Here is a 19,577-nt window from a genome sequence, read left to right on the forward strand (position 1 = left end):
AACGCCCGGTCCCATCCCGAACCCGGAAGCTAAGACCCACAGCGCCGATGGTACTGCACCCGGGAGGGTGTGGGAGAGTAGGTCACCGCCGGAACACCATTAACGGTCGAGGACCCCCACCACCAGGTGGGGGTCCTCCCGCATTTAACGACTCATACGAAATACTCAAGCCGAAACCCCATGCGGGCCCGGTTGGGCGGCGCGGGTAGAGTTGTTGCCCATGGATAACCTCTTCAGCCATGCTCCCGTTGACCCTTCTGATGGCCCCGAGCCGGAGGTAGCCGACGGCCTGGAGCCGGTTGTCTACACTGTGGTGGTACCCGGCGCCGTCGCCCGGGCCTTTGTGGGATTCACCGAACATACGCACCTCTGGTGGCCGCTGGAGGACCACAGCGTCTATGGCGCCGGCTCCTACGTGGAGTTCGAGGAGAGCCTCATCATGGAGACCGCTGATGATGGCCGGACAGCCGTGTGGGGATCCATTGACGACTGGCAGCCGCCGTTGTCCTTCCATGCCAGCTGGCACCCTGGGACCACTGCCATATGGTCCACTGAGCTCCGGGTGGCCTTCAAGGCGGTCGGCGAGGGGACAGAGCTCCGCCTGGTTCACAGCGGTTGGGAAGGCGCCGAGGATCCCGCGGCCGCCCGGGCAGACTACGCGGCCGGCTGGCCCGGCGTCTTGGACCGTTTTGTTCGCTTCATGGGCGGCGCCGGCGCCTGAGCTTGCTTGGCCTGTGGGCCGGATCGAGGCGTTGCTTCCCAGTTGCTCGGAGGACCGGGGCGGAGAACCCGTGGGGCCTCCCCGGCCTTCCGGGCCGTTCTGGGCAGACGGCCAGGCAATGGAGCGAGGAACTGGGCAGGAACGCCGCCACGGAGAAAATAGCCGGAGACTAGCGGATCGGTCCTTGGTCAAGGGGCGGAACAGCGGTGCTGGACCGGATGACAAAGCGCGTAGGGTATTCGGTGTGCGGGGCCGCCGCGTCTCCGGCGCCGTCGAGCCTGGCCAACAAGCGCCGCACGGCCAGCGCGCCCTGGCCCCGCGCGTCTTGATCGAACGTGGTCAGCCCGAAGACCTCACCAAGTTCATGGCCGTCTATGCCGATGACGGAGAGGTCCTGCGGCACCCGCAGGCCGAAATCCCGGGCAGCGAGGATCGTCCCAATCGCCATCTCGTCGGAGGCGGCAAAGACGGCCGTGGGGCGCTCCGGTGAGGTGCCGAGCAGCGTACGGGCGTTGGCATAGGCGCCCTGGATCGTGAAATCGGCGGAGATCTGCCACTCCGGACGGACCGTCAGCCCGGCGTCGCGCATGGCTTTCTTGAAGCCCGCCTGGCGTGTCCCGGGAAGGCGGAAATCCTGGTCGTAGGCGGCATCGCCGGTCATATGGGCGATTTTGCTGTGGCCGAGCTGGATCAGGTGGCGGGCTGCGGCCTCCGCGATGCCGGAATCATCGATGCGGATGGTCGACGCGCCAGGCAACGGGCCGCCGATCCCGACGATCGGACGGTGGATGGCCAGCAGCTGGTCGATCTCGGCCTCGGAGAGCTCCAAGGACACTGCGATCACAGCATCCACGCGTTTGCGCAGCAGGAAGTCGTTCAGAACACTGTGGCGGCGCTCCCGGCCCTCGCTGACGTTGTACAGCGTGAGGTCGTAGCCGGCGTCCAGCAGGGTGGCAGAGACACCTTCGACCACCGAGGAAAAAAACCACCGGTGGACCGAGGGGACAACAAGGCCGACATTGTGATTGCGCCCGGAGGCCAGGCTGGAAGCGTGGTAGGACAGGACGAAGCCAAGCTCAGCGGCGGCGGTCTGGGCGCGTTCCCGGCTTCGCGGGGAAACGTTGCCTTTGCCGCTCAAGGCGCGCGAAACGGTGGCGATGGAGAGGCCGGCCCGTTCCGCGACGTCCTTGATGCCGGGCATGCCTAGCCCTCCGTGTCCTCGATGTAGATTTTCAGCCAAACAGTTTCACCTGAGCTTAACGGATCGCCGGCGCTGTCCATGCCCCCAACGTCGTAGCCGGCCTCCGGTGACGTTGAGCTGCGCAGCAGCACCCGCCCGGCGGGCAGTTCCAAGGGCTCGGACCCCACATTCAGCAGCACGAGCGTGGAGCCGTTGAGGAAGGCAAGGCTCGTGTCCGTGCACAGGTCCTCGTACCAGGACAGTGAGCCGCGGCCCAGGTCCAGCCGGCGGCGGAGCTCCAGCATGCGCTTGTAGAGGCTTAGGTGCGACGACGGTGAAGCGGCCTGCACATCCCGTGCCAGCCGGGCGAAGCTTTCCGGCTGCGGCAGCCAGGGGTCCTGCCCGTCGCCAAATCCTGCGTGTAGTTCTCCGGCCCGCCAGGGCAGCGGGACGCGGCAGCCGTCGCGGCCCAGCCGTGCGCCGCCGCTGCGGGCAAAAGTGGGGTCCTGGCGCCGGGTGTCCGGGATGTCGATCCCGTCCGGAAGGCCGAGTTCTTCGCCCTGGTAGAGGTAAGCCCCGCCGGGCAGCCCGAGCATGAACAGGGACGCCGCTGCCGCGCGGGAGCGTCCGAGGTCCTCGTCCGGCTGGGGATCCCAGGTGCCGATTCCGTCACCGTCGCGCGGCGCCTGCCCGTTGTATCCGAAGCGGGTGGCGTGGCGGACGACGTCGTGGTTGGAGAGCACCCACGTGCTGGGGGCGGCGACGGCGTCCAGCGACGTCAGTGACTCGGTGATGACGTGGCGCATGCGATGCACGTCCAGGCCCGCGTGGAGGTAGGGGAAGTTGAAGGCCTGATGCATTTCGTCCGGGCGCACCCAGTCGGCGAGCCGGGGGAGCGGGTCAACGTTTGCCTCGGCGCAGAGGATCCGGTCGGGGCCGTACTCGGCGAGAATCAGCCGCCACTGGCGGTAGATGTCGTGGAGGGCAGGCTGGCCAAACATCGGAGCGTCGCGTCCGGGGAAGCCGTCAGAGCTGCTGCCGTCGGCGCGGCCGCCCCACTCCGGCAGGCCGGTGGCCTTCACGAGGGCGTGCGCCACGTCCACCCGGAAACCGGAGACGCCGCGGTCCAGCCAGAAGCGCAGGACCCGCTCGAATTCCACGTGGACGGCGCGGTTGTCCCAGTTGAAGTCCGGCTGGGAGGAGTCGAAGAGGTGCAGGTACCACTGGCCCGGGGTCCCGTCGGGTTCGGTGATCCGAGTCCACGCCGACCCGCCGAAGTGGGACTGCCAGTTGTTCGGCGGTTCTTCGCCGAAGGTTCCCTTGCCGTCGCGGAAGATGAACATGTCCCGCTCCGGGCTGCCGGCGGGAGCGGCCAGGGCGGCCTGGAAGGCCGCGTGCTGGTCCGAGCAATGGTTGGGCACCAGGTCAACGATCATCCGCAGTCCCAGCCGCGCGGCCTCGGCAATCATGGCGTCGAAGTCGTTCAGCGTGCCGAACAGGGGGTCGACGTCGCAGTAATCGCTCACGTCGTAGCCGGCGTCGCGCTGCGGAGACCGGTAGAACGGCGAAAGCCAGACGGCATCGATGTCCAGGTCGGCGAGCCGGGGAAGCTCGGCTGTGATTCCGGCGAGGTCGCCGATGCCGTCGCCGTTCAGGTCCCGGAACGAGCGAGGGTAGACCTGGTAGATGACGGCGGACCGCCACCATCCCGGGATGTGGTCTGCGGCGTGCACCGGGGTCAGCGGACCCGTCAGGGGGCCGGCCTGCGCGGCGGGGGAGAGGAGAACTGAATCAACGGACATGACGGTAATCGTAAGTCCCACACCGGGAAAATGAAAACGCTTCCAGTCACATTCGAATCGGGCAGTTTCGGCCAGTCGTTGGACTGTCCCGGCCCGGCGTCCGGCCAGCCAGCGGAGCCCCTCGCCCCGGGCTGGTGCGGTGACTTTTCAAAGTGGTACCTAGCGTGTACTTTGGAAGCGCTTGCAGTTGTGAGCCACATCACCGACGATGCCACGGGGCTCTGGAATGGACTTCCAGGGCCTTACGCGTGGATGCAGGAATTTATGAAAGGGACACCAATGAAGGTGCAGAACACCCTCACGAACGGAACGAGCCGCCGCGTATTCACCGCGGGCGCTATTTCCGTAGTGGCCGCACTGGCCCTCAGCGCGTGCGGCGGCGCCGCGGCCACCGCACCCGCGACCGCGACGGCCAAGCCTGACCTGAAGGCCTCCGGCGCCAGCACGATCACCATGTGGGTCGATGCCGAGCGCGCGCCCGCGCTGAAGGACATCACGGCCAAGTTCCAGACCGATACCGGCATCGCGGTCAAGCTCGTCGTCAAGGACTTCGCCGCTGTCCGCGACGACTTCATCACCCAGGTCCCGACCGGCAAGGGCCCGGACCTGATCGTTGGCCCGCACGACTGGGTCGGCAAGTTCGTCCAGAACGGCGTGATCGCTCCGGTGGAGCTCGGGGACAAGAAGTCCGAGTTCCAGGACTCCTCCATCAAGGCCATGACCTACAACGGCTCCGTCTACGGCGTCCCGTATGCGATCGAGAACATCGCCCTGCTCCGCAACACGGACCTCGTTGCCCAGAGCGCCAAGACCCTGGACGAGGTCGTCGCCAACGGCAAGAAGGCCGTGGCCGACGGCAAGGCGAAGTTCCCGTTCCTCGTGGGCATGGACCCGAAGCAGGGCGATCCGTACCACCTCTACCCGCTGCAGGCCTCAATGGGCTCGCAGGTCTTCGGCAAGGCAGCCGACGGCGGCTACGACCCCAAGCAGCTCCTGATCGGCGACGCCTCCGGCGTCGAGTTCGCCAAGAAGCTGGCCGCCTGGGGCGACAAGGGCGAAAAGATCATCAACTCCAACATCACCGGTGACATCGCCAAGGAGAAGTTCCTGGCCGGCGAGTCCCCGTACTACCTGACCGGCCCGTGGAACGTGCCGGACGTGCAGAAGAAGGACATCAAGTTCGCTGTTGACGAGCTGCCGACCACCGGCGACCAGCCGGCCCAGCCGTTCATCGGCGTCAACGGCTTCTTCATCAGCGCCAAGAGCGCCAACGCCCTGGCCACCAACGAGTTCGTCACCAACTACCTGACCTCTGAGGCCGCCCAGGACTCCATGTACAAGGCCGGCGGCCGCCCGCCGGCACTGAAGGCCTCCTTCGAGAAGGCAGCAAGCGACCCGGTTGTCGCCGCCTTTGGCAAGATCGGCGCCAACGGCGTCCCGATGCCGGCCATCCCGGAAATGAGTGCCGTCTGGGCCGACTGGGGAGCCACCGAGCTCGCCCTCATCAAGGGCCAGGGCGATCCCGCCGCTGACTGGGCCAAGATGGCCGCCAGCATCAAGAGCAAGATCAAGGGTTAGTCCCCGCGCCGGTTCCTGACGCTTCCCCAAGCGCCAGTAACCGGCGGCACCGGGCCGGGCGGCCGTGAGGCCGCCCGGCCCGTTCCTGCATCACCCCAGCTTCTCCCAAGGACTGTAGACAGCCATGTCAGATACCGAACTCCGCGAGGACATAGACCCCGCACTGTCGTCCGCCCCGGACGCCGCCCCCACAACCTCAGCCCGGCGGGCCGGCAGCGCCCACCCACGCCGGAGCGGCCCCGAGGGGGTGAAGGGAACCATCGCGAAGATCGTGCTGCTGGGCCTCGCGGACGCCCTCGCTGTCTACATCCTGATGATGCTTTTCCTGAGCCAGTCCTGGCTGGCGTTGGGAGTCTCCGCCGCCGTCGTGCTCGTGATCAACTGGATCTACCTGCGCAAGGGCGGCCTGCCCGCCAAGTACCTGGCCCCGGGCGTGCTCTTCCTGCTCGTATTCCAGGTCTTCGTGGTCATGTTCAGCGGTTACATCGCGTTCACCAACTACGGCGACGGCCACAACAGCACCAAGGATGACGCGATCGCCGCCATCCAGCTCACCGCGCAGAAGCGGGTGCCCGAGTCGCCGGCCTACAAGGCCGCCGTGCTCACCAAGGACAACTCCTTCTACCTTCTCTTCACCGACCCGCAGGGCAAGGTCTCGCTCGGTAACACCGAGACGCCGCTCGCGGAAGCCCCCGGCGCCGGCAAGGACTCGACCGGGAAGGCCAACGCCCTGGCCGGCTACCGAACCCTGAACTTCCAGGAGATCGTTGCCAACCAGCAGAGCATCCTGGACATCACCGTCCCGGTCTCCGCCAACCCGGCCGACGGCACCCTGCGCACCGCGGACGGCAGCAACGCCTACCAGTTCAAGCCGTCGCTGAAGTACGACGCCGCTGCCGACACTTTCACGGACACCGTCTCCGGTGCCGTCTACCGCGACAACGGCAAGGGCGCCTTCGCGGCAGGCAACGGCGAGACGCTCTCCACCGGCTGGAAGATCGACGTCGGGATGGAAAACTTCGCCCGCGCCTTCACCGACCCCAGCCTGCGCGGCCCGCTGCTCGGCGTTATCCTCTGGACCTTCACTTTCGCCCTGGCTTCCGTCGCTCTGACCTTTGCTCTGGGGCTGTTCCTGGCCATCACCTTCAACCGCGAGGACCTCAGGGGCAAGAAGGTCTACAGGATCCTGATGATCCTGCCGTACGCCTTCCCCGCCTTCCTCACCGGCCTGGTCTGGTCCGGCATCCTCAACCCGGAATTCGGGTGGCTCAACCAGAACTTGTTCGGCGGGGCATCCATCGGATGGCTCACCGACCCGTTCCTGGCCAAGATCAGCGTGCTGGTGGTCAACCTCTGGCTGGGTTTCCCCTACATGTTCCTGGTCTGCACCGGCGCGCTGCAGTCGCTGCCCAGCGAGCTGGACGAGGCCGCCCGGATGGACGGTGCCGGCCCGTGGCGGGTGTTTCGCTCCATCAAGCTCCCGCTGCTGCTGGTCTCGATCGCGCCGCTGCTGATCTCCTCCTTCGCCTTCAACTTCAACAACTTCAACGTGATCTTCATGCTCACCGGCGGCGGACCCCGCTTCGAGGACACCAACCGGGACATCGGAGCCACCGACATCCTGATCACCCTGGTGTACAAGGTGGCATTCGGGCAGGGCACTGGCCGTGACTACGGCCTCGCCAGCGCACTGGCGATCATCATCTTCATCATCGTGGCCACTGTCTCGGCCATCAGTTTCAAGCAGACCAAGGCACTCGAGGACGTGAACGCATGAACGGGTCAGCATCGCGCACCGCCGCTCCGGCAGAGAAAACCCGGCAGGCTGGAGGGACCGGCCCCGGCAACATCACCACCGGCCCCGGCACCATCACCACCGGCCCCGGCACCATCACCACCGGCGCGACCGACGTCGAATACCTCAAGTCGCTGCAGCGCCGGCGCCCGTTCGGCGCCTGGTTCAAGGACAAAGGATGGCGCCACCTGGTGGGGTGCATCGTGACGGTCTTCGCGGTCTTCCCGCTGCTCTACGTGCTGTCCGCAGCGCTCAACTCCACCGGCACCCTGGTGGGTTCCAACGCGCTGTTCAGCAGGATCGACTTCGGCAACTTCACCGCCCTGTTCGACATGCCCTCGCGGCCCTTTGCCCGCTGGTTCGGCAACACCATGGTGGTGGGCGGCGTGACCTCCGCGGCCACCGTGTTCCTGGGCGCCATGGCGGCGTACGCCTTCTCCCGGATGCGCTTCACCGGGCGCCGGATCGGCCTGCTGAGCCTGCTGCTGCTCCAGATGTTCCCGCAGCTGCTGGCCGTCGTCGCCATCTTCCTGCTCCTGAGCGGCATCTCCGAGGTCATCCCGGCCCTCGGCCTGGGCAGCCAGCTGGGCCTGATCATGGTGTACCTGGGCGGCGCCCTGGGCGTGAACACCTACCTCATGTACGGCTTCTTCAACACCGTGCCGCAGTCCCTGGACGAGGCGGCGAAGATCGACGGCGCCAGCCACGCGCAGATCTTCTTCGGCATCATCATGCGGCTCGTCACGCCGATCCTGGCGGTGGTGGGCCTCCTGACGTTCATCGGCATCTCCGGCGAGTTCGTGATCGCCTCCGTGGTGCTCACGGACCCGGACAGCCAGACCCTCGCCGTGGGTCTGTACTCCTTCGTGGCGCAGCAGCGCTCGGAGAACTGGGGAGTCTTCGCCGCCGGCGCCGTGCTCAGCGCCATCCCGGTGATGGCCCTGTTCCTGTTCCTGCAGCGCTACATCGTCAGCGGCCTCACCGCGGGCTCGGTGAAGGGCTAGGCATGACGCTGCCAGGCAGCGCCGGCCCGCTGCCGCACCACGACGGTTCGGCACTCCACGCGCCCCGGCACGTGGAACCGGGGGCGGACGTCCGGCTGCGGCTCCGCGTGCCGGCCGTCTGGGGGCGGCCCGCCCGGGTGTGGCTCCGGTCCATCCACGACGGCGAACCCCGCTACGATCCGGCCAGGAACCTTGGCGACGTCGACGGGTGGACCTGGTGGGAGGCTGCGATGGTGGTGACCAACCCGGTGGCCCGCTACCGGTTCCTGATCGAGGTCGGCCCGCGGTATTGGACCCTCAACGCGCAGGGCCTATTCAGCCGGGACGTCTCCGACTACGCCGACTTCCGCCTCACCACGTTCCGGCCCGCCCCCAAATGGCTGCGCCGGGGAACGATGTACCAGATCTTCCCGGACCGCTTCGCCCGCTCCACGCCGTCGCAGCCGGCGCCGGAACATACTTCCCCGGACGAGGCGTTCCCGGACTGGGCCGTGCCGTGCGGGTGGGACACCACCGAGGTCGAGGGCTCCGGTCCGCAGACCCCGTACCAGTACTACGGCGGCGACCTCCGGGGCATCACCGAGCGGCTGGACCACATTCAGGCGCTCGGGGCCGACGTCATCTACCTGACGCCGTTCTTCCCGGCCCGCTCCAACCACCGCTACGACGCCGCCACCTTTTCCATGGTGGACCCACTGTTGGGCGGGGACGAGGCCTTGGTGGAACTCGTCCAGGCCGCCCACGCCCGCGGTCTGCGGGTGATGGGTGACCTCACGGCCAATCATTCCGGCGACGCCCACGAATGGTTCCAGCGCGCCCTGGCCGACCCGGCCTCCGAGGAAGCCGGGTACTACTACTTCAATGCCGACCACACGGCGTACGAGTCCTGGTACGGCGTCAGGTCGCTGCCCAAGCTCAACTGGGCCTCCCCGGGCCTGCGCGAGAAATTCGTCCTGGATGACGATTCCCCGGTGGCGGTCTGGCTCCGGCCGCCGTTCAACCTGGACGGCTGGCGGATCGACGTCGGCAACATGACCGGCAGGCTCGGCGGCACCGATCTGAACTACGACGTCGCCCGGCTGATCGCGGACCGCGTCCGTTCGATCAACCCCGAGGCGGCTCTGCTCGCCGAGGCCACGAATGACGCGGCACCCGACTTCAGCGGCGAGCACTGGCACGGTGCCATGACCTACTCCAACTTCACCCGCCCGCTGTGGTCCTGGCTCGCAGGGGACGCGGGACACGTCAATTTCTTTGGAACCCCGCTGCCCGGCCCCAACCGGACCGCCGCGGAGGACTTCCTGGCCACGCACCTGGACCTCGCTTCCGCGTTCAGCTGGGACGTCCGTCAGCAGAACATGAACGCCCTGAACAGCCACGACACCGCGCGGGCGGCCACCGTGATGATCGACGGCGGCCAGCGGCTCGGCGCGCTGCTGATGTTCACCCTGCCGGGCGTTCCCGTGGTGTTCGCCGGCGACGAGTTCGGACTCAAAGGCGACAACGGGGAGTCCTCCCGGACGCCCATGCCCTGGGACGACCCCAGCCGCATCCTCACCGACCTGACGGCGGACTACGCAGCCCTCACCGCGCTGCGCCGGGACCAGCCCGCACTGACGGGCGGCGGCGTGCGCTGGCTGTACGCACGCGGGGACGTCCTGGCGTTCGTGCGTGAAACAGGGAAGAGCGCCGTGCTCGTGGTGGTGGCCCGGGCCGGGGCGGAGGCGGAACTGGCTCCCGGAACACTCTCAGGGGCCCAGTTCGCGGCCCTGGCCGGGCGGCCTGCCTACGCGGCGGGCGAGGTCATGGTGGAACTGCGGCGGGAGCCGTGCGGGGAGCCGGGCGGGGCGCCGGAGCCATCGCCGGAAGCGTCTGCCGGGAAGATCAGGGCGGATGAGGCCGCCCGATCCGCCCTGATCCGCACCCGGGGTCCGGCCGCGGCCGCATGGGTGCTGCCCGGGACCCGGCTGCCGCTCCCGCAGTCTTAGACTGGGAACCGGATTCGACCGAACTGGAGACCGCATGCGCAGCATCATCGACGAGCTGACCACCGCCCTGGGCGCGGCGAAAATTGCCGTGGACGCCACCACCCTGGCCGCCTATGCCGTGGACCAGGCTCCCGTCCTGGACTATCAGCTCCCGCAGGCGGTGGTCCGCGCCGAATCGGTGGCCGACGTGCAGGCAACTGTGCGTGCCTGCGCCGCCTTTGGCGTCGCGCTGGTGGCGCGCGGGGCCGGTACCGGGGTCTCCGGGGGCGCCCACGCGAGCGCGGGCTGCGTGGTGCTCACGCTCGAGGGGATGAACCGCGTCCTGGACCTCAACCCGGATGACGAGACCGCCGTCGTGGAACCCGGCGTCATTAACGCCGACCTGAATGCGGCCGCCGCCGTGCACGGGCTCATGTATGCCCCGGATCCTGCAAGCTTCAAGATGTCCACCATCGGTGGCAACGTGGCCACCAACGCCGGCGGGCTGCGCTGCGCGAAGTACGGGGTGACCCGCGACTCTGTCCTGGCGCTCGACGTCGTCCTCGCGGACGGCTCCCTCATCCATACCGGCCACCAGACCTTCAAGGGCGTCGCCGGCTATGACCTCACCGGGCTGTTCGTCGGCTCGGAGGGGACCCTGGGGATCGTGGTCGGTGTCACCGTACGGCTGAAGTACCTGCCGCGCGACGTGCACACCATCGCCGCCTTCTACCCGGACTTCCGCAGCGCCGCGGCCGGGGTCCTCGCAGTGGGGAGGGCCCGCGTGCAGCCGGCCATCATGGAACTGCTCGACGGCGGCTCGCTCGCCCAACTCGATGACCTCCACGGCTCGGACCTGGCCGCACGCGGGGCATCCCTGCTGCTGATCCAGACCGACGGCTTCGGTGCGGCGGCGGAAGCCGCGGCCATCCGCCCGGTCCTGGTGGCGGGAGGAGCGGTGGTGACCATGGAGGCCAACGCGGAGGCAGAGGAGCTTGTCGAACTGCGCCGCAACAGCCGAGGGACCGAGGTGGACGACGAATACCGGGTGGGCGAGGACGTGGCCGTGCCGCGTTCGCGGCTGGTGGATTACGTCGCCGAGCTTGAGTCCATGGCGGCGGAACACCGGGTGCAGCTCAAAGTCGTGGCCCACGCCGGTGACGGCAACCTGCACCCCACCTTCTGGGTCGACCGGGCGGACAATGCCGTGGACCCCGATGCCATGGCCCGCCTGGGCGCCGCCCTGGACCGGTCGATTGCCGTGGCCCTGGCCATGGGCGGCACGATCACCGGCGAACACGGGATCGGGCAGTACAAGCTGCGCTGGCTTGGCCTGGAGCAGAAGGAACCCGTGCGGGAGCTGCAGCGCCGGATCAAGGAACTCTTCGATCCGGCCGGGATCCTGAACCCCGGCAAGGCGATTTAGCTCAAGGCGATTTAGCCCGGGCGTGCCACAACATGCCCGGCGCGCGGCTTAGTCGTCGGAGTCGGGGTATTCGTCTACTGAGTCGTCGGCGCCGTAGCGTGATTCCTCGGTCTCCACCTCAAGGATCTTGAGCAACCCCGTGTCCGGGTTGAGCATGATCGCGGCCTCGTCCCGGCGGTGGCGGAGTTCGTTGTCGATGTAGGACTGGACGGCCTCCGCCAGGGGGATGTGCCGGTTCTCTTTCTCGGACATGTACCAGCGGTGCTCCAGGACCTCGTGCACCGCCTCGGCCGGCTCGAGCTTGCCGGAGAGGTCGCGGGGGATGGCCCGGACGATCGGTTCGAAGATCTGGCTGACCCACAGGTGCGCGCTGTATTCCTCGTCCATGCCCGGGTTGTTGTCCGCCCGGAACGAGTCCATGTCGTTCAGGAGCCGGCGGGCCTGGTTTTCCTGGGCGTCCAGGCCGGTCAGGCGCAGCAGCCGGCGCTGGTGATGCCCGGCGTCGACGACCTTCGGCTGGAGCTGGATGGTCGAGCCGTTCTGCGTGGTCTTGATCGCGTATTCCTCGACGTCGAACCCCAGCTCGTTGAGCCGCCGGATCCGGGCGGCCACGCGCCAGCGTTCCCCGATCTCAAACGATTCCTTTGCCGTCAGCTCGGTCCACAACCGCCGGTAGCTGTCCATGATCAGCTCGCTGGTGGCCACGGGGTCCACCTTCTCCTCGATCAGGCCGCCGTCGAGGAGGTCCATGAGTTCCCCGGCGATGTTGACGCGGGCGATTTCGAGGTCGTACTCGCGCTGGCCGGTGGACAAATCCGGGTACAGTTCGCCGGTCTCGGCATCGACCAGGTAGGCGGCGAACGCGCCGGCGTCGCGGCGGAACAAGGTGTTGGAGAGCGAGACGTCGCCCCAGTAGAAGCCGATCAGGTGCAGCCGGACCAGCAGCAGGGCCTGGGCGTCGATGAGGCGGGTCAGGGTGTCCTTGCGCAGCATCTGGGAGAAGAGCGCACGGTAGGGCATGGAGAACTTCAGGTGCCGGGTGACCAGCACGGGGTTCAGCGGCCGGCCCTCCGGGGTGGTGCGTCCGGTGATGACGGCCACCGGCTCCACGCCGGGAACGTCCAGCCGGGCGAGTTTGCGCAGCATGTGGTATTCGTGGCGGGCCACGTGCTCCGAGGTTTCCTTGATGGCGATCACGGAGCCGCCGAGGTGGGCGAAGCGCACGATGTGCCGTGAGATGCCGCGGGGGAGGGCTGCCAGATATTCGGCCGGCCAGTCCTCGAGGGCAATGTGCCAGGGCAGGTCCAGCAGCTCGGGCTCGGTGGCGGCGGCCGTGATGCTCAGCGAGCTGGACACCATCGCGGCCTTGTCGTCATTGGCGCTGGCGGCCTCGAACCGGGGCAGTTTCCCGATCTGACCGTAGTCGGTGGGCTCGTCGTGCCACTGGGCACTGTTTTCCTCGGTCATGGGGTTTCCTCGGTCATGAATCAATTCTTCCGTATTTGGCGGGCCGCACCTAAAGCAGGGCTGTTAACGCCCGACGGCGGCCCTCCACTGGGGAGGACCGCCGTCTGCTGAGCCGGTGGGTGGGCCCACGCCGGCAGGGTTCCCTGACCGACGCGAAGCGAGGTTAGGGAACCGGTGGGTGGGCCCACGCCGGCAGGGTTCCCTGACCGACGCGAAGCGAGGTTAGGGAGCCGGTGGGGACTAGTCGCCGAGGCGCAGGCCGGTCTTGGTGTCGAACAGGTGTACGTGGCCCGACTGGGGGCGGACCCAGATGGACTCACCCTTCATCGGGGGGCGGCGGCCGTCGACGCGGGCCACGATGTCGTGGCTCTGGCCATCGAGCGTGGTGTGGCCGTAGACGTAAGCGTCGGCGCCGAGTTCTTCGACGACGTCGACCTCGACCTGGAGACCTTCACCCTGGGCAACAGTCTCAAGGTCTTCCGGGCGGGAACCGAGGGTCACGGTCTGGCCGTGGGCTTCCTCGAGGACGTCGCGCGGAACCGGGTAAACGGTTCCGCCAAACTGCACGCCGCCGTCGACAACGGGGAGTTCGAGCAGGTTCATGGCGGGGGAGCCGATGAAGCCGGCCACGAAGACGTTCTTGGGCTTGTCGTACAGGTTGCGCGGGGTGTCGACCTGCATCAGCAGGCCGTCCTTCAGCACGGCGACGCGGTCACCCATGGTCATGGCCTCGACCTGGTCGTGGGTCACGTAGACCGTGGTGACGCCGAGGCGGCGGGTCAGGGACGCGATCTGGGTGCGGGTCTGCACGCGCAGCTTGGCATCCAGGTTGGACAGCGGCTCATCCATGAGGAATACCTGCGGGTTACGCACAATGGCGCGGCCCATGGCAACGCGCTGACGCTGGCCGCCGGAGAGGGCCTTCGGCTTGCGGTCCAGGTACGGTTCGAGGTCGAGCAGCTTGGCGGCCTCACGGACGCGCTCGGCGCGCTCTTCCTTGCTGACGCCGGCGATCTTCAGTGCGAAGCCCATGTTGTCCGCCACAGTCATGTGCGGGTACAGGGCATAGTTCTGGAACACCATGGCGATGTCGCGATCCTTCGGCGGGACGTCCGTGACGTCGCGGTCGCCGATGAGGATGCGGCCGGAGTTGACGTCCTCGAGACCTGCAAGCATGCGCAGGGAGGTCGACTTTCCGCAGCCGGAGGGTCCAACGAGGACCAGGAATTCGCCATCGGCGATATCAATGTTGAGCTTGTCAACAGCGGGCTTCTCGGTGCCCGGGTACAGACGTGTTGCGTTATCAAAAGTAACTGTAGCCACAGTTATCAATCCCTTCACCGGCAGGTACGTGCCGGACGATCCGTAGTGAATGGTCGTTTTATGCAGTTGTTAATTCAATTGTGGGATTTCATACGCATACTCCTCGGCCGAAGCCGAGGAGTACCCAGTGACGCCGCACGGTAATTGTGCGCCACATCACAAACAGAGTATGTCAGATATATGCCAAATGGGTTAAAAAGTTACGGATGTCACACGTGGGGTCAGACACATGGCGCCAGAAGTGGGTATGTATGCTGTGCGCATGACGGCACTGCAGATCTATGTCAGTTTCCCCGGCACGGCGCGTGAAGCACTTGGCTTCTACGCCGACGTCTTCGGCGGAGAGCTTGCCTTGTTCACCTACGAGGAGTTCAACCGCAGCGATGGCCCGCCGGATGCCATTGCCCACGGACAGCTGAACGGCGCAGTCGCTTTGGCGGGGTCGGATGCGGCCCCGGGGGAGAAAAGCGTCCGGTTCGAAGGCCTCATGCTCTCGCTGCTGGGGACCGCCGAACCGGCAGTTCTCCACGAGTGGTTCGACAAGCTCGCCGTTGACGGCCGGGTGATCGACCCCCTTGCCCCGAAGCCCTGGGGCGCAACAGATGGCCAGGTCCTCGACCGTCACGGACTGCACTGGTTGATCGGCTACGAACCTGAGTCGTGACCGACGCCCGGTTGACCGCTCCGTAGGCCCGCGTTAGCTCCCGGAGTCGAGGGCCTTCTTCCGCTCCCGCAGGAGGGCCTCCAGCAGTTCGCAGATGTGCACCGGCGCCTCCACCCGGAACTCGGCCTGGGTGAAATCGAGCCCCACCTTTACCCCGAGATCGCCCGGGACGAGGCTGGCCAGGGCGTCCTCGTCGGTGGTGTCGTCTCCGGCGAAAGCCACAGCCGTGGCTCCGGCAGCCTGCCGCAGGAAGGCAATGCCCTCGCCCTTTGAGGCGTTCACGACAGAGGTCTCCAGGACGCGGTTGCCCGACTTGAGGAAGACGCCGCTGCGGTCCTGCAGGACCGCCCGCGCCGCGGCGACGGCGTCCTCGGCGACGTCGTCCGCCGCGAGCCGCGTGTGCAGGACGACGCCGGCCGGCTTGTCTTCCAAAAGGGTCCCAGGGGCCTGTTCCACGATTCCCTCAAGCTCCCGGCGGACCTCGGCCAGGAGTTCGCGTTGGGCGTCGTCGAGCATGAGCTCCGAGGAGCCGGGCCCCATCCAGACCTCTGCGCCGTGGCTGCCGATCAGCAGCGTCTCCTCCGGCGGGGAGGCGACGGCCCGCAGGCTGTCCAGCGCCCGGCCGGAGATGAGCGCCGTCGTCGTCCGGGGAAGTTCCGCCAGCGCCGCGAAGGCGGCGGCGGAGCGCGGGAGCGCACGGGCGTCGGCCGCATGATCCACGAGCGGTGACATGGTGCCGTCGAAGTCCATCGCCACGAGCAGGTGCCCGGTGCCGGCGACGCGGCGCACGGCTGCCAGCAGCTCAGGGGAAAGTGAGAGTGGGGCCGGGTTTGGAGTGTTGGTCTCTGAGTCGTGGGTTCCGGCGGCGTCAGGAGTCATCGCGTACAACCTTTTCGGCGAGGGCTTTCAGGAAGTCGGAGGACCAGAGGTCGACGTCGTGGTCCAGAATCTGCTTGCGCATGGCCCGCATGCGGCGTGATGCCTCGGCCGGCTGCATGTTGACGGCCCTCATGATCGTGTCCTTGAGGCCGTCAATGTCGTGCGGGTTCATCAGCAGGGCCTGCTTGAGCTGGTCGGCGGCGCCGGCGAACTCACTCAGTACCAGCGCTCCGTCGTTGTTTGTCCGGGCCGTGACGTATTCCTTGGCGACGAGGTTCATGCCGTCCCGCAGGGCGGTGACCAGCATGACGTCCGCGGCCAGGTACAGGGACACCATCTCTTCGATGGGGTAGCTGTGGTGCAGGTAGCGGACGGCCGTGCTCTCCATGGTGTCGAAGGTGCCGTTGATGTGGCCCACTGTGCCCTCGACCTCCTCGCGGAGCAGGCGGTACTGCTCCACACGCTCACGGCTGGGGCTGGCCACCTGGATCAGGGTCGCGTCCTCGACGGTGACCTTGGCGTCCTGCAGCAGTTCCTCGTACGCCTTGAGCCGGTGCCGGATGCCCTTGGTGTAGTCGAGCCGGTCGACGCCGAGCAGGATGGTCTTGGGGTTGCCGAGGTCCCGGCGGATCTGCTGCGCCCGCTCGATTACCTCCGGCTTCTTCGCCAGCTCGCTGATCTGCTTGACGTCAATGGAGATTGGGAAAGCCTGGGCCCTCGCGATGTGGGTGGTCTCGCCATCGGCGCCCCGGACATGGACCTGCTGCTGCTTGACGCTCGCGCCAAGGAAGCGCCGTGCGGAGCGCATGAAGTTTCCGGCATCGCTGCTGCGCTGGAAGCCCACCAGGTCCGCGCCCAGCAGGCCGTCGATGATCGCACGGCGCCACGGGAGCTGGGCAAAGATCTCCGGCGGCGGGAAGGGGATGTGGTTGAAGAACCCGATCTTCAGATCCGGCCGGGCCTCCCGGAGCAGCTTGGGAACCAGTTGGAGCTGGTAGTCCTGCACCCAGACGGTGGCACCCTCGGCCGCATGGCGGATGACGGCGTCGGCGAACCTCCGGTTGACCTTCCGGTACGAATCCCACCACGTGCGGTGGAACTCCGGCGGGGCGATCACGTCGTGGTAAAGCGGCCACAACGTGGCGTTCGAAAAGCCCTCGTAGAAAAGCTCGATGTCCTCGGTGCTCAGCTGGACGGGGATCAGGTCGATGCCGCCGTGGCTGAAAGGCTTGACCGTCTCATCGGGGGCCCCGTGCCAGCCCACCCACGCGCCGTCGGTCTTGGTCATCATCGGGGCCAGGGCTGTCACGAGTCCGCCGGGGGAGCGGCGCCAGCCATCCTCGCAGCCGGCCTCGTCGGCAGAACAGCGGTCGACGGGCAGCCGGTTGGACACCACCATGAAGTCGAACTGATCCCCTGCCGCGGCGCCGTCGGTGGCCGCCCGCGCCGCTTCAGTGGTGCTCTGTGTGCCGTGGCCGGCGCTGTCCGTTGCTTCCATTGGTGCCCCCTGGGGTCCGCTCGTGGCTCTTCATCAACCCTAGCCGCCCGGAATCTTCCGGGCTATTCGTCCGTTGGGCAGGCGGAAGGGAAACTTGAAAGCGCAAGTTCTCGGGTTTCTCCCCTAAAATGATGACGTTGCCACTGAGTGGACCGTCCCTGGCCGAACGACCCGAGGAACCAATGAGCCCCGCAAACGAACCCCGACTGTCTAAGGCAGAGCGCACTGCCGCGGCGCGCGAGAAAGCCCGCGAGATCCGCGATGCGCAGCTGAAGAAGGAGAAGCGCAACAAGCTGCTGATCGGCTGGGGCATCGTTGCCGCCGTCGTCGCCATCATCGTGATCGTCGCGCTGGTTGTCACCTCCAACATCAAGAACAACGCCCCGGTTGCAGACGAGGGACCCACGCCGGCCAATGGCAACATCCACGGCGGTGTCACCCTGCTGGCGAACACCGAGGTGGCGAAGACCGATCCCGCAACCGTGAAGCTGTCCGACCTCCCGTCCGCTCCGGCCACGCCGCCGTCTCCGGTCACGGCCCCGGGCGCCGAGGCTGAGGCCGGCAAGCCGGTCAAGGTGGTCCTCTACATCGACTTCATCTGCCCCGTCTGCAAGAACTTCGAGGCGCAGTACAACGAGACGCTCACCAAGCTGCGCAACGAGGGCAAGATCACCGTGGAGTACCGCCCGCTCGGATTCCTTGACAGCCGGTCCACCACGAACTACTCCTCGCGCGCGGCCAACGCCGCAGCCTGCGTGGTCAACGAATCCCCGGAGAAGTACTCGGACTTCGTCGACCTGCTGTTCGCCAAGCAGCCGGCCGAAGGCAGCGCCGGACTCTCCGACAACGAGCTGAAGACGCTGGCCACCGACGCCGGGGCCAAGAGCATCGAGACGTGCGTGGATGGCAAGACCTACCGTCCGTGGGTGAAGCACACCACCCAGGAGGCCACGGTAATCGGCATCACCGGCACGCCCACCGTGTTCGTTGAAGGCAAGCAGTGGGGTGTCGGCGACAGCGCCCAGACCCCGTTCGACCAGTACCTGCAGGCCGCGGTCGACGCCAAGAAGTAACCGCACAAGGGCACATGCCGTTGAAGGCGCGCAGTTGAAGGCCACAAGTTGATGGCCCGGCCCCGGATCGTCCCGGGGCCGGGCCATTGCTTTTAGTCTTCGCTTCAGGCCTTCGCTGTGGCCTTCGCTGGGCGGGAGGGGCGTTGCGCGTTTTTCTCTGGGTTTTTCTCACCGGGCGTCGGTGGGCTAATCTTGTCTAGCGTCCTGGCATCCGCGCCATTTTGTGGCCCGGCGTTGTGTCGGGAAGCAGGAATGCCTCCTTAGCTCAGTTGGCCAGAGCACCGCTCTTGTAAAGCGGGGGTCGTCGGTTCGAATCCGACAGGGGGCCCCACGAACCCCTCCGTTCCGGCGAATTTGGCCGGGACGGAGGGGTTTTCTTATGTCCTAATACAGGCGACTAGCCGGGCGACGCATTTCCAGTCAACGTTTCCAGCCCTGTGGCGGAGGGTTCCGTTGACGAAGCGGCGAAGGTACCGGGTAACTCGTCAAAACAATTGAAGCTGTAGAGATGGATGCCGTCGACGACAGGCTGGGCGGTCAGCTCGTTGATGAGAGTGCCGGGCGAGTAGCGTTCGCCGCTCGGGAGGCGGCGGGCGAGCGGTCGTTTCCGGCTAAGGAACCGCAGGGACGTTCCGACGCCGATCTTCGTTGCCAGTGCAATCAGCCTGGTTCTTGGGACGGCCCCGGCAACCCCGGCCAGGACCGGCACAAACGCCTCATGAAGGAAACCCGCGGACAGGACCCCGACTACCGGGACCCGAAGTACTGGCAGGAATGGGTCAACCTGATCGCCCTGGCCGTGAACGAGGAAAACGCCTCCGGCGGCCGCGTCGTCACCGCCCCCACCAATGGCGCCGCCGGCATCATCCCGGCCGTGCTCTACTACGCGCTGCACTTCGCCCCCGGCATGGACCAGGCCACCCAGGCCGACCGGGACGACACGATCGTCAGGTTCCTGCTGACCGCCGGCGCCATCGGGGTGCTCTACAAGGAGCAGGCCTCGATCTCCGGGGCGGAAGTCGGCTGCCAGGGCGAGGTGGGCTCGGCGTCCTCGATGGCGGCCGCCGGCCTGGCCGAAGTCATGGGCGGCACGCCCCAGCAGGTGGAGAACGCCGCGGAAATCGCGATGGAACACAACCTGGGCCTGACCTGCGATCCGATCGGCGGGCTCGTGCAGGTCCCGTGCATCGAACGCAACGC

14 protein-coding genes, 1 tRNA gene, 1 rRNA gene and 1 pseudogene are annotated in these 19,577 nt (G+C 67.0%); 11 read left to right on the forward strand and 6 right to left on the reverse strand.

The window, feature by feature from the left end:
* Both rrf and AC1DN2_RS21015 read left to right on the forward strand, forming a co-directional pair.
* Positions 1 to 94: ribosomal RNA gene (gene rrf, locus AC1DN2_RS21010) — 5S ribosomal RNA — on the forward strand; the annotation flags it as partial.
* Between the two features lie 126 nt (positions 95 to 220).
* Positions 221 to 721 (forward strand): SRPBCC domain-containing protein, encoded by a 501-nt coding sequence (locus tag AC1DN2_RS21015; RefSeq protein ID WP_230007238.1) that lies wholly within the window; start codon positions 221 to 223, stop codon positions 719 to 721.
* A gap of 169 nt (positions 722 to 890) precedes the next feature.
* Here AC1DN2_RS21015 and AC1DN2_RS21020 read toward each other — a convergent pair whose 3' ends face one another.
* Together AC1DN2_RS21020 and AC1DN2_RS21025 are read right to left on the reverse strand one after the other, a co-directional pair.
* Positions 891 to 1,922 carry a LacI family DNA-binding transcriptional regulator gene (locus AC1DN2_RS21020; RefSeq protein ID WP_476851831.1) on the reverse strand — a complete coding sequence of 344 codons (1,032 nt, stop codon included), beginning with the start codon at positions 1,920 to 1,922 and terminating at the stop codon, positions 891 to 893.
* A gap of 2 nt (positions 1,923 to 1,924) precedes the next feature.
* Positions 1,925 to 3,703 (reverse strand): glycoside hydrolase family 13 protein, encoded by a 1,779-nt coding sequence (locus tag AC1DN2_RS21025; protein WP_476851832.1) that lies wholly within the window; start codon positions 3,701 to 3,703, stop codon positions 1,925 to 1,927.
* A gap of 279 nt (positions 3,704 to 3,982) precedes the next feature.
* On the opposite strand from AC1DN2_RS21025, the gene AC1DN2_RS21030 reads away from it, so the two are divergent.
* From AC1DN2_RS21030 to AC1DN2_RS21050, 5 genes are all read left to right on the forward strand, one after another.
* Entirely contained in the window at positions 3,983 to 5,281 is a 1,299-nt protein-coding gene (locus AC1DN2_RS21030) for a sugar ABC transporter substrate-binding protein (protein ID WP_476851833.1), read from the forward strand.
* Between the two features lie 124 nt (positions 5,282 to 5,405).
* Positions 5,406 to 7,058 (forward strand): ABC transporter permease subunit, encoded by a 1,653-nt coding sequence (locus tag AC1DN2_RS21035; RefSeq protein WP_476851834.1) that lies wholly within the window; start codon positions 5,406 to 5,408, stop codon positions 7,056 to 7,058.
* Entirely contained in the window at positions 7,055 to 8,080 is a 1,026-nt protein-coding gene (locus tag AC1DN2_RS21040; protein WP_476851835.1) for a sugar ABC transporter permease, read from the forward strand. The genes AC1DN2_RS21035 and AC1DN2_RS21040 overlap by 4 nt, the downstream gene beginning before the upstream one ends.
* A 2-nt stretch (positions 8,081 to 8,082) precedes the next feature.
* Entirely contained in the window at positions 8,083 to 10,068 is a 1,986-nt protein-coding gene (locus AC1DN2_RS21045; RefSeq protein ID WP_476851836.1) for a glycoside hydrolase family 13 protein, read from the forward strand.
* Positions 10,069 to 10,102: 34 nt separating this feature from the next.
* Complete coding sequence (locus AC1DN2_RS21050; protein ID WP_476851837.1) at positions 10,103 to 11,473, forward strand: FAD-binding oxidoreductase; 1,371 nt, start codon at positions 10,103 to 10,105, stop codon at positions 11,471 to 11,473.
* 48 nt (positions 11,474 to 11,521) lie between these two features.
* On the opposite strand, the gene AC1DN2_RS21055 is transcribed toward AC1DN2_RS21050, so the two are convergent.
* Positions 11,522 to 12,940, reverse strand: a complete 1,419-nt coding sequence (locus AC1DN2_RS21055) for a DUF4032 domain-containing protein (protein WP_028278083.1) — start codon at positions 12,938 to 12,940, stop codon at positions 11,522 to 11,524.
* A 240-nt stretch (positions 12,941 to 13,180) separates the two neighbouring features.
* Positions 13,181 to 14,263: an ABC transporter ATP-binding protein gene (locus AC1DN2_RS21060; RefSeq protein ID WP_018775851.1), complete on the reverse strand. Its 1,083-nt coding sequence runs from the start codon at positions 14,261 to 14,263 to the stop codon at positions 13,181 to 13,183.
* A gap of 262 nt (positions 14,264 to 14,525) precedes the next feature.
* Between AC1DN2_RS21060 and AC1DN2_RS21065 the strand changes: the two genes are divergently transcribed.
* Positions 14,526 to 14,927 carry a VOC family protein gene (locus AC1DN2_RS21065; RefSeq protein WP_476851838.1) on the forward strand — a complete coding sequence of 134 codons (402 nt, stop codon included), beginning with the start codon at positions 14,526 to 14,528 and terminating at the stop codon, positions 14,925 to 14,927.
* Between the two features lie 33 nt (positions 14,928 to 14,960).
* Here the strand turns inward: AC1DN2_RS21065 and otsB are convergent, their stop codons facing one another.
* Positions 14,961 to 15,806, reverse strand: coding sequence for a trehalose-phosphatase (gene otsB, locus AC1DN2_RS21070; protein ID WP_476851839.1), 846 nt, complete (start codon positions 15,804 to 15,806; stop codon positions 14,961 to 14,963).
* Positions 15,796 to 17,205: an alpha,alpha-trehalose-phosphate synthase (UDP-forming) gene (locus tag AC1DN2_RS21075; RefSeq protein WP_476851841.1), complete on the reverse strand. Its 1,410-nt coding sequence runs from the start codon at positions 17,203 to 17,205 to the stop codon at positions 15,796 to 15,798. The genes otsB and AC1DN2_RS21075 overlap by 11 nt, the downstream gene beginning before the upstream one ends.
* Before the next feature lie 281 nt (positions 17,206 to 17,486).
* Here AC1DN2_RS21075 and AC1DN2_RS21080 point away from each other — a divergent pair, with 281 nt between their 5' ends.
* From AC1DN2_RS21080 to AC1DN2_RS21090, 3 genes and pseudogenes are all read left to right on the forward strand, one after another.
* On the forward strand, positions 17,487 to 18,377 hold the full coding sequence (locus tag AC1DN2_RS21080; protein ID WP_476851840.1) for a DsbA family protein: 891 nt from the start codon (positions 17,487 to 17,489) through the stop codon (positions 18,375 to 18,377).
* A 254-nt stretch (positions 18,378 to 18,631) separates the two neighbouring features.
* A tRNA-Thr gene (locus AC1DN2_RS21085) sits at positions 18,632 to 18,708 on the forward strand.
* Between the two features lie 369 nt (positions 18,709 to 19,077).
* A pseudogene (locus AC1DN2_RS21090) lies at positions 19,078 to 19,577 on the forward strand (L-serine ammonia-lyase, iron-sulfur-dependent, subunit alpha); the annotation flags it as partial.

The organism is Arthrobacter sp. 01L42 (assembly GCF_056400005.1).

What these genes read in the sequence shown, in the direction of transcription:
- AC1DN2_RS21035 (WP_476851834.1), top strand. Translation starts at nt 5,406, where the DNA reads ATGTCAGATACCGAACTCCGCGAGGACATAGACCCCGCACTGTCGTCC.
- AC1DN2_RS21015 (WP_230007238.1), top strand. Translation starts at nt 221, where the DNA reads ATGGATAACCTCTTCAGCCATGCTCCCGTTGACCCTTCTGATGGCCCC.
- AC1DN2_RS21045 (WP_476851836.1), top strand. Translation starts at nt 8,083, where the DNA reads ATGACGCTGCCAGGCAGCGCCGGCCCGCTGCCGCACCACGACGGTTCG.
- AC1DN2_RS21050 (WP_476851837.1), top strand. Translation starts at nt 10,103, where the DNA reads ATGCGCAGCATCATCGACGAGCTGACCACCGCCCTGGGCGCGGCGAAA.
- AC1DN2_RS21020 (WP_476851831.1), bottom strand. Translation starts at nt 1,922, where the DNA reads ATGCCCGGCATCAAGGACGTCGCGGAACGGGCCGGCCTCTCCATCGCC.
- AC1DN2_RS21040 (WP_476851835.1), top strand. Translation starts at nt 7,055, where the DNA reads ATGAACGGGTCAGCATCGCGCACCGCCGCTCCGGCAGAGAAAACCCGG.
- AC1DN2_RS21030 (WP_476851833.1), top strand. Translation starts at nt 3,983, where the DNA reads ATGAAGGTGCAGAACACCCTCACGAACGGAACGAGCCGCCGCGTATTC.
- AC1DN2_RS21065 (WP_476851838.1), top strand. Translation starts at nt 14,526, where the DNA reads ATGACGGCACTGCAGATCTATGTCAGTTTCCCCGGCACGGCGCGTGAA.
- otsB (WP_476851839.1), bottom strand. Translation starts at nt 15,806, where the DNA reads ATGACTCCTGACGCCGCCGGAACCCACGACTCAGAGACCAACACTCCA.
- AC1DN2_RS21025 (WP_476851832.1), bottom strand. Translation starts at nt 3,703, where the DNA reads ATGTCCGTTGATTCAGTTCTCCTCTCCCCCGCCGCGCAGGCCGGCCCC.
- AC1DN2_RS21080 (WP_476851840.1), top strand. Translation starts at nt 17,487, where the DNA reads ATGAGCCCCGCAAACGAACCCCGACTGTCTAAGGCAGAGCGCACTGCC.
- AC1DN2_RS21075 (WP_476851841.1), bottom strand. Translation starts at nt 17,205, where the DNA reads ATGGTGGTGTCCAACCGGCTGCCCGTCGACCGCTGTTCTGCCGACGAG.
- AC1DN2_RS21055 (WP_028278083.1), bottom strand. Translation starts at nt 12,940, where the DNA reads ATGACCGAGGAAAACAGTGCCCAGTGGCACGACGAGCCCACCGACTAC.